This is a genomic window from Pedobacter sp. GW460-11-11-14-TSB4 (genome assembly GCF_059423705.1).
In genome coordinates this window covers 545041-557735 of record NZ_JBWKYI010000001.1, presented here as the reverse complement: position 1 = coordinate 557735, position 12695 = coordinate 545041, and the positions used below count along the sequence as shown (strand labels likewise).

Below are 12695 nucleotides of genomic sequence, written 5' to 3'. Positions count from 1 at the left end.
TTAGTCAATTAACCGATTAACCAATTTAAACAATTAACCCATCTAGTCTTGCCAAAAGAATATTTCAAAAAACTTCAGGATTTGCTCGATACCGAGCGCAATGAAGATTTACAATCATATTTAAAACTTACTGAAAATACTTCGGCAGCTGATAGGAGGGCCCTGGGTTTAACCTGGTACCCCATTGCCATCAGGAATACCGAAATAGGTCGTGGTGATTACTTAACCGTAGAGCTGGAAAGAACTACGCATCAGGATTTTTCTCATCAGTTCCGTTTTGGTTCTGCTGTGGTATTGTTTTCCAATCACGATGCCAAAGAAGACCGCGTAGAAGGGATTATTACGCATCAAAGCGGTAGCCGGATGAAAATCAGCTTCCGGGTGGATGAATTGCCAGACTGGACAAGAGATGGTAAACTCGGTGTAGACTTACTTTTTGATAATAATAGTTATGATGAAATGCAGAGTGCGCTTAAACAGGCTACGCATTTAGCAGAAAATGAATCAGAAAATAAACTGATCCGCATTTTAACGAAAGGAGAAAAACCATCATTTCAGGGAGAAGAGAAATTTATTATTCCAAATACGTTAAACGATTCGCAGCAATTAGCGGTCAATAAAATTATTGCAGCCGATCATTTGGCTGTGGTTCATGGTCCGCCGGGTACCGGAAAAACCACTACACTCGTACATGCCATAAAATCGTTGGCTAAACACAGCGATCAGAAAATTTTGGTGGTCGCACCCAGTAATACTGCTGTTGATTTACTTACCGAAAAATTAGCTGCTGAAGGCTTAAAAGTAATCCGGGTGGGTAATCCGGCAAGGGTTTCAGAAAGGTTGCTTGCCGCTACTCTTGATCATCAAATGGCCGATCATCCGGAGATGAAAACAATCAAGGCTTTAAAAAAACAAGCCAGTGAGTATAAAAACATGGCCCATAAATACAAACGCAGTTTTGGTAAAGCAGAACGCGACCAGCGTAAGGCACTGTTTGACGAAGCACATAAAATTGGAAAGGAAGTAGAAAAAACCGAGCAATACATCATGGATAATCTGTTTACCAAAGCACAGATTATTACGGCCACACTGGTCGGCGCTAACCACTATACCGTTCGGAATTTAAAGTATAATACCATAGTAATTGATGAGGCTGGCCAGGCTTTAGAACCAGCTTGCTGGATACCAATTTTAAAGGCGCAGAAAGTCATACTGGCTGGTGATCATTTTCAGCTTTCACCAACCATAAAATCAAATGAAGCAGCCAGAAATGGCTTAAGTAATACTTTATTAGAGAAAACGGTAAAGCTTCATCCAGAATCGGTTGTGTTGTTAAAAGAACAATACAGGATGAATGCAGCTATTATGGGGTATTCTGCTCAGGTGTTTTATCATAATGAATTAAAAGCCCATCACTCTGTAGCCGGTCATTTATTATTTCCCGGCGATCAACCGATTCAGTTTATTGATACGGCTGGTTGTAGTTTCGACGAAAAATTAGATGGAACAAGTACAACCAATCCTGATGAGGCCGCGTTTTTGATCAAGCATTTAACCCACCTGGTAGCTAATTTAGCAGCTAATCCTACCACAGATGGCTTTCCATCCATTGCAATTGTTTCGCCTTATAAACAGCAGGTTCAGATTTTAAATGCCCTGGCCCAGGAAAATGAAATTTTAAATCCTTATCGTAATCACATTGCAGTAAATACCATTGATAGCTTTCAGGGGCAGGAGCGTGATGTAGTTTATATTAGTTTAACCAGAAGTAACAGCGATGGAAGCATAGGCTTTTTATCAGATACGAGGAGAATGAATGTTGCCATGACGAGGGCCAGGAAAAAACTCGTAATTATCGGAGATAGTTCCACCTTATCGAAATCTGATTTTTATGCTGACTTTATTCAATACGCAGAACAACTGGATGCCTACCACAGCGCCTGGGAATTTATGGAGCTATAGCCATAAAACTGTTACTTATGATATTAAAAATAATAAATAAAATTATTATTTTTACATTAATCATCTCACATTAATGGTAAAATTCGGTGTTATTGTCAACCTGGATAGCACTTCTTTAAGAATGTTTAAACCGATAATAGATTAGATGGCTTGGTTTCAAATTTAACTTTACCATTTAGATGATTGAAAATATCAAAATTCTTATTGCCGATGACAGCGAATTGATGAGGCTTTTAATGAGACGTTTTTTTAGCAAATGCCTCATCTCACCCGATATCTCAGAAACCAAAGATTTACCAGATACCATTAATTACCTCAGGAAAGAAGTGATCGATTTTCTCCTGCTGGACATTAATATGCCACAAGGTGATAGCAATCCGGATACCATAAGGGAAATCCTGGCCATCCAGCCGGATATTAAAATCTGTATGTTTAGTGGAAATGACCGAACTACACTGGAGCAAGGGTATTTAGATGCCGGGGCTGTAGGTTTTATCCAGAAAGATGAAAATATGGGCTCTTCGCTCGAAAAAGTAATTAAAGGCGTTTATTGCTAAGCTTTTTCCAGTTTCTTTTCTTCTTCGAGTTTACCCGAGATACTTGCTCCTGCAATGAGCAGCTCGTGCGTAATGGTTTTGGTATATTCTGTAATTTCTGATTTAAAATCTTTTACCGATGAGCCGGAACGTATTTCCTCTAACCTTTTTTCCCACTGTCCGGTAAGCTCAGCCTGCGCAATCTGTTTATCCTTAACCACCTCATAAACAGCCAGACCTTTATTGGTTGGAACAAGATTTCTCTTTTCCCTTGTAATATATTCCCGGGTGATTAAGGTTTCGATAATGGATGCACGCGTTGCCGGCGTACCTAAACCACTATCTTTCATGGCATAACGTAATTCTTCATCTTCTATCTCCTTGCCGCATGTTTCGAGTGCTTTTAATAACGAAGCCTCGTTGTACATGGGTTTAGGTTTGGTCTGCTTTTCTAAAAGAGATTTTTCGGTTATAGCCAATTGTTCTCCAACGGCAACCTTTGGTAAAGCTGCATTGTCTTCATCCTTTTTATCGTCTTCAGGGTCGTTAAATACCGCCCGCCAGCCCGCAGAGCGGATGACCGTTCCATTGGCTACAAAAGTAACGCCTGATTGAATGGTTATTTTGGTTAATTCTTTAAGGCATTCCTGGTGAAAAGCCTCAATCATACGGCCAACAACCATATCGTACACCGCTTGTTTATCTGCACTTAGTCCATAAGCCTGTTCTCCGGTAGGTAAAACAGCATGGTGATCGGTTACTTTTTTTGCGTTAACACTTCGCTTATTTAACGTAATGCTTTGCAGAAATTGTGCTTGTTTTCCAAAATCGGGATGATCGGTAAATTTCGCAATCAAATCTGGAACGCCGGCAAAAACATCATCGCCAATATAACGCGATCCGGTACGGGGATAAGAAACCAGTTTACTCTCGTACAGGTTTTGCAAAATATTAAGTGTTTGATCGGCAGTATAGCCCTTTTTCTTATTGGCTTCTTGCTGCAAACTGCTTAAATCGTGCAATAGCGGAGGTGGTTCTTTTCTCGGTTTAGCTTCTACAGCGGTAATGTTACCACCTGTTGGAAAACCAGAAGCCACATCCTCTACAAGTGCAAACAACTTTTCTACTTCTTCCTTTTCCTTATAGTTCGAAGTGGATATGGCTTTAAAAACCTGCTCATCTTTAGAAAGTAAAATACTGATCTGATAATAGGTTTGCGGTACAAAGTTTTTGATTTCTAAAAAACGGGCGCAGATCATGGCCAGGGTGGGCGTTTGTACCCGTCCCAACGAAAGCACTGTTCTGTTGCCTGCTGAAATACTGAGTGCCTGCGTCGCATTCATTCCCACCAGCCAATCAGATTCTGAGCGGCAATGAGCCGAATTAAACAAGGTATCGTAATCTGTTCCGGGTTTTAGATTTCTGAATCCATCTTTTATCGCTTCATCTGTTTGCGAAGAGATCCAGAGGCGTTTGAAAGGTTTTTTGCATTTCAGGTAATAATAAATGTACCTGAAAATTAATTCACCCTCACGCCCGGCATCCGTTGCCACAATGATTTCGCTCGCCTCATCGAAGAGCTTTTTAATGGTGTCTAATTGTTTCCGAACAGCCGGATCTTCTACAAAACCGTCTTTTGTTTTAATCTTCCTGACAGCAAGTTTAAACTTTTGCGGAAGCATGGGTAAATGTTGCTTCCTCCAGCCAATAAAACCATAATCCTGAGGGGGAGCCAATTGTAATAAATGCCCGAATGCCCAGGTAAAAGAATATCCTTTACCTTCAATGTATCCATCTTTTCTGGTGGTTGCTCCGAAAACTTTAGCAAGTTCACGACCAACAGAGGGCTTTTCTGCAATTACAATCTTCATGAATGGGCTTATCTTTTCAAGCCCAAAGATGATTAAAATATCGGCAACAGCTTAAAAAAATTACTCACAATAGTACTTAACACTCGTTTTGGCAAACAATTATCAGATAACTTTGTCCAACATTTGGATCCGGAATTTTTATATCGAATTGATTAACAATCCGGTAATATCTCGATCTAACTGCTACAATTGATTTTTAATGAATGGATAAAGTTTACGAATTAGAAGGGAATAAAATTAAAGTCGGGCTCGAGCCTCAATTAATCCGTGTGTACAGTAATGCAGAACTTTGGGCTTATCTCGATGGAAAAGCAGATGCCAGATTTGAGCTAATGGCCAATACCATTAAAGCCGATTATGAACAGCATTTTGGCAAGAAACTGGCTATCTCTAACGCTTCGCTCATTGTAGAAATCCTCGTACACGTGTACTGCGATTACCTGGGTTTATCCTTCAACCGCATGGTACAAATAAAATGGATCCAGGCTTTGGTTAAAAAACTGCTCAAGCGTGCTGAGGTTGTTGATTGCGGCGAAAAAGGGGTAGACAGTAACCGTTGGGTTTGGGATTTACTTGCCAGTTGTAAATCGATTTTTACCAGAATACTACCTAAAAACCTAAATGCCAAAAATATTAAGCACTATTAATCCATTTGAGCGCTTAAAATCTGTTCCTGATTTAAAACAACACTTGCAGCCAGTGTTTCATTTAAAAATGATGAATTGTATTGCTGGTCTGAATTATTGATAAACAGCACCGTTCGGTCTGAAATGGTGTTGATCACTTGATCGGCCAGCTTAGCCGGAACAGCCGGGCAACCCTGGCTTCTGCCTAGTCTACCCAACTGATCAATACTTTTTTGGCTTACATAACTGGCTCCGTGTACCACGATAGACCTTTCGCGTGCATTACTGTTAAACCCCTGGTCCATGCCGTCTAGTTTCAGCGAACGGCCATGTTTTCCATAATAGATTTCGCCGGTTAAATAAAAGCCTAAACTGCTCTGATTGGAATTGATTTGGTTTGAAAAATAGGATGGTTTATCGCCACCACTGTTTTGCCCGTGCGCTACCCAGGTATTTAAGATTAGTTTTTTGCTCGCAAGATCGATAATGTATAAGCGTTTTTTACAGCTTTCCTGATCGAAATCGGCAATGGTTAAAATAGATTTGGCGTGTAATAGACCAGAATATTTTAAATTATAAAATCCGGTTATGGCCTTTTCGAAAACCTGTTCATTTAATCCGGCAGAATCTAAATGAACCTGGTGATAAATATTTGAGATGTATTGATTGTATAAACTATCTGCAGCGACATGTTTAACTATTTCTTGTTGTGTGTGGGGAAGCTCCACTGCTTTCCAACTTGTTCCGACAATGCTCATACCCACTAAAAAAATCGTAGCAATGTCCAGGATGTATTTCTTCATTCAGTATGGTTTAGTTTGATATTGAGCTATTTATACGGTTGTTTTACTCAAATGTTGCCCTAAATCATTTTGTAGTGTTTAAAATACAATTGGTTTTACATTGTTGTGACTTAAGGAAGGTGGATATAGCTTTTAAGAATGTGAATTTAATTTCGTGGAAATGAATCTTGCTAACAATCGTTTTCATTTAGTGTTATGTAATAAACCTGTACAGCATGAAAATTTTATTAACCGGAGCAAACGGTTATATTGGCACCCGACTACTCCCGCTATTACTAGAAGAAAAGCACGAAATCGTTTGTATGGTTAGGGATAAGCGCAGGTTTATTTCTGAGTCTGATTTAAGTGATCAGGTTAAGATTATCACAGGCGATTTACTCAATGCAGAAAGTTTAAACGAAATTCCGAAAGATATTGATGCCGCATATTACCTGGTTCATTCCATGTCTTCAAGCCAGACCGGTTTTTCAGATATGGAAAAGGCTTCGTCCGAAAACTTTTCAGCAGCCATCAGCAAAACCAATTGCAGGCAGATTATTTATTTAACCGGCATTGCCAATGATGAACATTTATCTAAACACCTGGGGTCGAGGTTAGCGGTGGAAGAAGAACTTAAATCATCGGGTAAAGCCTGTACCATTTTACGGGCAGCTATTATTATTGGATCAGGAAGTGCATCCTTCGAAATTATAAGAGATTTAACTGAAAAAATTCCCTTCATGATTACGCCCAAATGGGTAGAAACACGCTGTCAGCCAATTGGTATTCGCGATGTACTGGCTTATCTGCTTGGTGTTTTACAGCGTGAGCAAGCGTTTAACCAAACATTCGATATTGGTGGTCCTGATGTGCTAACCTATCGCGAAATGCTTTTAGGCTATGCTAAAGAACGCGGATTAAAACGATGGATCATTACGGTTCCGGTACTTACACCCCGATTATCGTCTTTATGGTTGAATATGATTACACCCGTACCTTATTCGTTAGCCCGTAGTTTGGTAGATAGTATGAAAAATGAAGTAATATGTAAAGATCACCGCATTCAGGAAGTTGTACCACGAAAATGTTTAAGTTATGCCGAATCTTTACACTTAGCCTTCGAGAAAATCGATCAGAATTCTATTGTTTCGAGCTGGAAAGATGCCCTTAACCGCGGTTATTTAAATTCGAATTTTATGGATCAGATTAAGGTTCCGCAGAATGGAACCTTGGCGTATAAAGTTAAAATGCCCTTTGAACGCAAGGCGGAAGAAGTTTTTGAAAACATCTGGAGCATTGGTGGCAATAGAGGCTGGTATTTTATGGACTGGCTCTGGCATTTACGTGGCTTTTTAGATAAAATGTTTGGTGGGGTAGGTACCAGAAGAGGAAGAACCAGTAATATTGATCTTCAGGCCGGAGATGTGCTCGATTTCTGGCGTGTATTGCTTGCCGACAGAAAGAGTAAAAGATTGTTATTGTATGCCGAGATGAAAGTGCCTGGTGAGGCATGGCTCGAACTGAAACTAGTAGAGTTTCATGGAAAAGCATTTTTATCGCAGATCGCTACCTTTAGGCCTAAAGGTTTGTGGGGCAGGATATATTGGTATGCCATGTGGCCATTTCATATTATCCTCTTTAAAGGCATGGCGCGGGAGATTACCACTTATAAACCCAATAATTAAATCTATTTCCCTATTTTTGCCGCATAAAGAATCTAAAATGCCAAACGAAGAAAATGATTACACTTTCTGGACCAAATACAAGAAATTTGCTTCAACAGAAATTTTGATGTACTTAATTATGATTATTGGTATCGGTCTCGGGATTATTTTTTTAAGCTAAGGGCTAACTTTAAATAATCCGCAGAATTTACATCATTAATAAATTTCGAGAACTCGTTATACTGCGCCGCAGGGAACGTACCATCATTTAGTATAAATTTCCGGTAATAGGTCAGTTTATTGCCCGCTAAACTTGCCTTACATACATATTCCCCAAAAGGACTTTTAAATGCTTTGTTTTGTGCAGTAATCAATTCTGTATTGATATTGTCTGGTAAGGTATAAACTATGGTATCTTCATCGGTATAACCACGGTTAATATAAACAGGCAGGGTTCTATTCTTGATTTCGGGAATCGATCTCCTCAGATTAAATGCATTAAGCTGCAAAAACATTTTATTTCCATTAACGGGGGCGTAATTTCTGATGTTAATGCTTATTTCTTCCGTTAATTTGGGTGATATATCTTTTTTCTGCGCAAAGGAAACCGCCTCGAAATCGATATTGTCGATGTTGTAAGTTTCTTTTAATAATTTATGCTGTTCGGTTATCGATTTACCAATCAGTGATTCCTGATTTTCATATTGCGAGCCGGCATAAACGGTATTCATCCTGCCCGATACACTTCCATCTAACTGAATGGTTAAATCGGCCTTACGGACCTGCAGGTTCTCAGCGGTTGTTAGTTTTGGTGTATGCAATAATTTCCCTCCTTCGGGGGTACAGGCTAGCACTAACCGGTCATCCGTAAAATCGCTTAAAAAACCAAAAGGGATTTTTTGGCTGGTGCACTCTAACCACGTCGTATCACCCTGTAATGGCATACACAGGATAATATGATTGCCTTGTACCATGCTGGCATACTTTGGATCCATGCTTTTCTTTTCAGAACCGGCCGATACGACACAGTAATAAGAATCTATATTTGCCGCACTGAGCAGGCTTTGCATGTAGTTTACTAAAGCTTTACAGTCGCCATATCCTAAACGGTCTACTTCGCTGGCTGCAATGGGCTGAAAACCTCCAATGCCAATTTGTACACTGATATACCTTGTTTTGTCCTGTAAATATTGATAAATTTTGCGTGCTTTATCTTTCTCTGTTTTCTCGTTTTTCACCAGATCCTTTACCATTTCAATGGTGGCAGGCGGCAGGGCTTTGCGCTCTGCCAGCAAATCATCATAAATCCATTTGCCGAGCTCTTGCCAGTTGGTATAACTGCCTTTATGGTTGTAATAATAAAACGCTTGAGGAGCAATCTGGATGTTGGTTGCATAAGTTTCGTGTGCCGGGCTATAGGGCTCAGTTCTAACAGCCAGGATATTATTGGCTTTCCAGATTGTTTTTTTCTGCTTTTCGTCTGTTAGTACTTCTGGTGTTCCACTATAATTCTGGGTTTTTATCCTGACCTGGTCTGTTGGCTTACAAATAAAGGTATAAGTACTTTTCTCTACCGAAACATCATCGGCTGGTTTCGGATTCCAGTCAGGTATAATCAGGTTTTGTTTGTTTCTAATTTCATAATTATAAACCAGGGTGTAAGGATACTGGTTAACCGATGGTAAATAATGTTTTATGCGGCTATCAACAAACAACGAGAAGCCATCGGCTGCGCTCATATCTGCAAAGTCGTTTTGAGAAAACTTACTGATGAGTTTGCCAACGCTATTGTAAACTTCTCCTTTTATACCTTTAATTGAGATGTTTTTATCGTAATAGATTACCAAACGTGCTTCATCCTCTCCATTTTGGTTAAATACCGTAATGGCTTTTTTTACATTGAGCATGACATTGTCGGGCGAGCGCATATCAACGGTAGTTTCTTCATTTCTGATACAGGCGTTTGCCCGGTTGCGCAGATTGGCAGGAATTAAATCTACATCATAATTATCTTGTGCAAAGCCAGTAACTGAAAGTAAAAGCAGGAAGAACACCGTGAATAAAAATCTCATTTAGTTTGCTTTTTTTAATAAAAATTCTGTTTTCTGGTTCTGGATAATCTTACTGTAGAATTCCTTTAAGAAAAGATATTCTTCCGGCTGATAAATAGCATTGTTAAACTGCAAAATTTGGTTTACCGAAATTGTGTCTCCATCTAAACCCGTTTGCAATAAATATTTTCCACCGGCATTGGGCAAAGCTATGGCCATGTCTTTTGGTTTCTCCAGCAATTGGTATTGCGCTGGTAAGGTTACGCTAATGATAATGCGCTCATCGGATGCTGCACCCAAATCAACAGGGTAGGTGCGCTCGTTTAAATTAAAGGGATTTTTCGAGATGGTATTAATAAAAAACGGACTGAAATAGAACTGCTCTTTATTGGTACCATCGTTTATGGTAAACTCGACCTCGTACTTTTCTATCAAAGCATTTTCTACACTATCCAGGTTCTCGATTTTATGATCCTGGATTTTAATTCTGGTTAGCCTTTCATCAAGTTTCTCTACATACTCGTCCGGAGAATTGTAACGAAGAATATCTTTACGCTTGCCCAATGCAGCATAACCCATGGTATGGGTGGTTAAAGTGCCAATGATTTTTCCATCGGTAGTCATTTTTCCCACCAGGATATAACTGGTAGTGGTTTTCTGACTGGCCTTTAAATCGATCCAGTAAGATGGTTTTTTTAAATTAATTACCCTTCCCTGGTCGTTAATGCACCGGAGCGGTAATAAACCGAAGGGTAGAAGGGGTTCGGTAGCGTCTAATAAATAACTTTTATCGGCAATATTTACTTTGGCAACCAGGTAATTAAAATCGCTCATTACCGGATAAAGCTTATTTACAGTACCGTTATCGCGGGTAGAAAGGATAACGGCCTCCGCATCTAGCCCTGCCGCAGAAAGTGCCGCAATTAGGCTCAGGTTCACATCTGCTACATTACCTGATCTGTTTTCCAGTGCCTTTTTTATGTTATCCTCTGAATATTTTCCATAATAATTATTCCACTTGATTTGTTTTTTGATGTAATGATAAACGGCTTTTGCTTTATCCAGATCAGTTGTACTCCCTTTTGTGATTTCGGGAATAAGATCTTTAAAAACATCTTTCCTTTTCATCTGATCGCCCAGAGTTTTATAAGACGATAACTCATAATCAACATCTTTCCAGGTTTTGGTATAAGATGTTTTACCACCATTTAAATTCTGAACATCAGAAAGCTCAAAATAAATGGCCGATTTGAAATTACTGGGCGCCGTCATGTTATCTTCCTCAATAAATGCAGGAATATTTTTCATCATGTAGTTGATTTTTGAACAATCGATCGCTACACCCGAAAGCCTTAAACATTCTTTGTTCAGCTCAACTTTTTGATCAGTTAGTTTTTGAAAACCACGCAAAGAAACATTGTAATTGTAAATGCCCGGAATATAAACCAAATACTCGCTGATTACCTTAGGAATGCTGCTTTGAAATTCCCATGTTTTGAAATTAAATAAGTTAGGCGATTTTAACCTGTAACTGTATTCGATGATCGAGCCTTCTTTGAGGTTTGGAAGCGTAAATTTGGTCAGCCTGGTGTATTTTGACCTGTTTTCGACGAAAATGGCCTTTTTATCCATAATCGTTTCCACAAAATTATTGTCGACATAATTAAAGGTAGAAGCTTTTAACTCGCTGATTGTTTCTTCGCGGGTTTCATCTTTATAGGTTGGAATAACAATATTGGCTTCCTTAAAGCCTTCTTTATTATATATTTTGATTTTTACATGGTGTTCAAAAATCAACTCTAAACTGCCGGTATTGTCGTCGCGTTGAATAGATGCTGTACCAAATTCTTTTAAAACAATAGCATTGGCATTACTGTCTAATTTTTTTCTGTCGAATTCGTAATCGTCGTAGGTAATGGCTCCAAAGTTAAAGTTTTGAGCCTGAGTGGTTAGTGATAAAAAGAGGAGGAATAGTATGGCTAATGTCTTATTCATTTGAGCGTATATAAATTGCCGCAATTTAAACCTACAAACTAACATTCTAAAATAATTTGACAATTAAATTTATAAATTAATAAAGCTGTTTTACAGAACTAATGAAACCTTTTTAGCACTTTTGAAAAAAAGAATTTGACATTCCGATTCAAATCTAATGTCGCCAATCTCACATCATAAGAAATGAAATTAAATTTAAAGCGCCCTTTAGCATTTTTTGATTTAGAAGCTACTGGAGTTAATGTTGGAGCTGACAGAATCGTTGAAATAGCGATTTTAAAAGCCATGCCAGATGGTTCTGAACTTGTTAAAACCTGGCGTGTAAATCCAGAAATGCCGATCCCGTTGCAAACTTCGTTAATACATGGTATTTATGATGAAGACATTGCAAATGAGCCTACATTTAAAACTTTGGCTGCAGAAATTGCCGAGTTTATAGGAGAAAGTGATCTGGCGGGATACAATTCGAATAAATTTGATATTCCAATGCTTTTAGAAGAATTTTTAAGGGCAGAAGTTGATTTCGACATGAGCAACCGCAAATTTGTGGATGTACAGAATATATTCCACCAAATGGAGCAACGTACATTAAAAGCGGCTTATAAATTCTATTGTCAGGAAGATTTAATTAATGCACACGCTGCAGAAGCGGATGTAATTGCGACCTATAAAGTTTTACTTGGACAGTTAGAAATGTACAAGGAAACCGAGTTCGAAAGCAAACAGGGTGTAAAAAGTATTCCGGTTGTAAATGATGTAGATGCGCTGCATATCTTTACCAATATTAATAAACCTGTAGATTTTGCCGGCCGTTTGGTTTACAATGATAACGATGAGGTATGTTTTAACTTTGGAAAACACAAGGGCAAAACCACCGCTCAGGTATTCTCTGTTGAGCCTAGTTATTATGCCTGGATGAAACAAGGTGATTTCCCTTTGTACACCAAGAAGAAATTAGATGAGGAGTGGGCAAAATTTAATGCCAAGAAAAATGAGAACAGGGCTCCCAGACCTCAAAATAATACACCGGCAAACAAACCTCAATATCAGCAAAAGCCTCAACCTAAGCCAGAAAAACCTGCACAGCCGATTAATACGGATATGTTGGAGCAATTGAAAATGAAGTTCGGTAAGTAAGGTTGGTTAATCGGTTAACTGTTAGGATTGGTTGGTTAAAGATAACATTACGCTAAACGCAAAGCGCTTTG

Annotated in this window: 9 protein-coding genes; 5 read left to right on the top strand and 4 right to left on the bottom strand. The window is 38.9% G+C overall.

Annotated features, from left to right (window positions below; translation table 11 throughout):
• Nucleotides 1-48 precede the first annotated feature (48 nt).
• Nucleotides 49-1962 carry an AAA domain-containing protein gene (locus tag AC07YT_RS02430; RefSeq protein WP_086545968.1) on the top strand — a complete coding sequence of 638 codons (1914 nt, stop codon included), beginning with the start codon at nt 49-51 and terminating at the stop codon, nt 1960-1962.
• 179 nt (nt 1963-2141) lie between these two features.
• Entirely contained in the window at nt 2142-2519 is a 378-nt protein-coding gene (locus tag AC07YT_RS02425) for a response regulator (protein WP_086545969.1), read from the top strand.
• Here the strand turns inward: AC07YT_RS02425 and AC07YT_RS02420 are convergent.
• Nucleotides 2516-4369, bottom strand: coding sequence for a DNA topoisomerase 3 (locus AC07YT_RS02420; protein ID WP_086545970.1), 1854 nt, complete (start codon nt 4367-4369; stop codon nt 2516-2518). The genes AC07YT_RS02425 and AC07YT_RS02420 overlap by 4 nt on opposite strands.
• A gap of 203 nt (nt 4370-4572) precedes the next feature.
• Here AC07YT_RS02420 and AC07YT_RS02415 point away from each other — a divergent pair, with 203 nt between their 5' ends.
• On the top strand, nt 4573-5016 hold the full coding sequence (locus tag AC07YT_RS02415) for a hypothetical protein (protein WP_086545971.1): 444 nt from the start codon (nt 4573-4575) through the stop codon (nt 5014-5016).
• On the opposite strand, the gene AC07YT_RS02410 is transcribed toward AC07YT_RS02415, so the two are convergent.
• Nucleotides 5013-5798: a murein L,D-transpeptidase catalytic domain family protein gene (locus AC07YT_RS02410; RefSeq protein ID WP_086545972.1), complete on the bottom strand. Its 786-nt coding sequence runs from the start codon at nt 5796-5798 to the stop codon at nt 5013-5015. The two genes, AC07YT_RS02415 and AC07YT_RS02410, sit on opposite strands and share 4 nt — an antisense overlap.
• Nucleotides 5799-6013: 215 nt before the next feature.
• On the opposite strand from AC07YT_RS02410, the gene AC07YT_RS02405 reads away from it, so the two are divergent.
• Nucleotides 6014-7462 (top strand): SDR family oxidoreductase, encoded by a 1449-nt coding sequence (locus tag AC07YT_RS02405; RefSeq protein WP_086545973.1) that lies wholly within the window; start codon nt 6014-6016, stop codon nt 7460-7462.
• Between the two features lie 143 nt (nt 7463-7605).
• Here AC07YT_RS02405 and AC07YT_RS02400 read toward each other — a convergent pair whose 3' ends face one another.
• Both AC07YT_RS02400 and AC07YT_RS02395 read right to left on the bottom strand, forming a co-directional pair.
• Nucleotides 7606-9513: a DUF3857 domain-containing transglutaminase family protein gene (locus tag AC07YT_RS02400; protein ID WP_086545974.1), complete on the bottom strand. Its 1908-nt coding sequence runs from the start codon at nt 9511-9513 to the stop codon at nt 7606-7608.
• On the bottom strand, nt 9514-11487 hold the full coding sequence (locus AC07YT_RS02395; RefSeq protein WP_086545975.1) for a transglutaminase family protein: 1974 nt from the start codon (nt 11485-11487) through the stop codon (nt 9514-9516).
• Nucleotides 11488-11670: 183 nt separating this feature from the next.
• On the opposite strand from AC07YT_RS02395, the gene AC07YT_RS02390 reads away from it, so the two are divergent.
• Nucleotides 11671-12624, top strand: a complete 954-nt coding sequence (locus tag AC07YT_RS02390) for an exonuclease domain-containing protein (RefSeq protein ID WP_086545976.1) — start codon at nt 11671-11673, stop codon at nt 12622-12624.
• Nucleotides 12625-12695 lie beyond the last annotated feature (71 nt).

Coding starts and splice junctions, on each gene's coding strand:
- AC07YT_RS02420 (WP_086545970.1), bottom strand. CDS start 4,369: ATGAAGATTGTAATTGCAGAAAAGCCCTCTGTTGGTCGTGAACTTGCT.
- AC07YT_RS02415 (WP_086545971.1), top strand. CDS start 4,573: ATGGATAAAGTTTACGAATTAGAAGGGAATAAAATTAAAGTCGGGCTC.
- AC07YT_RS02405 (WP_086545973.1), top strand. CDS start 6,014: ATGAAAATTTTATTAACCGGAGCAAACGGTTATATTGGCACCCGACTA.
- AC07YT_RS02395 (WP_086545975.1), bottom strand. CDS start 11,487: ATGAATAAGACATTAGCCATACTATTCCTCCTCTTTTTATCACTAACC.
- AC07YT_RS02425 (WP_086545969.1), top strand. CDS start 2,142: ATGATTGAAAATATCAAAATTCTTATTGCCGATGACAGCGAATTGATG.
- AC07YT_RS02410 (WP_086545972.1), bottom strand. CDS start 5,798: ATGAAGAAATACATCCTGGACATTGCTACGATTTTTTTAGTGGGTATG.
- AC07YT_RS02390 (WP_086545976.1), top strand. CDS start 11,671: ATGAAATTAAATTTAAAGCGCCCTTTAGCATTTTTTGATTTAGAAGCT.
- AC07YT_RS02400 (WP_086545974.1), bottom strand. CDS start 9,513: ATGAGATTTTTATTCACGGTGTTCTTCCTGCTTTTACTTTCAGTTACT.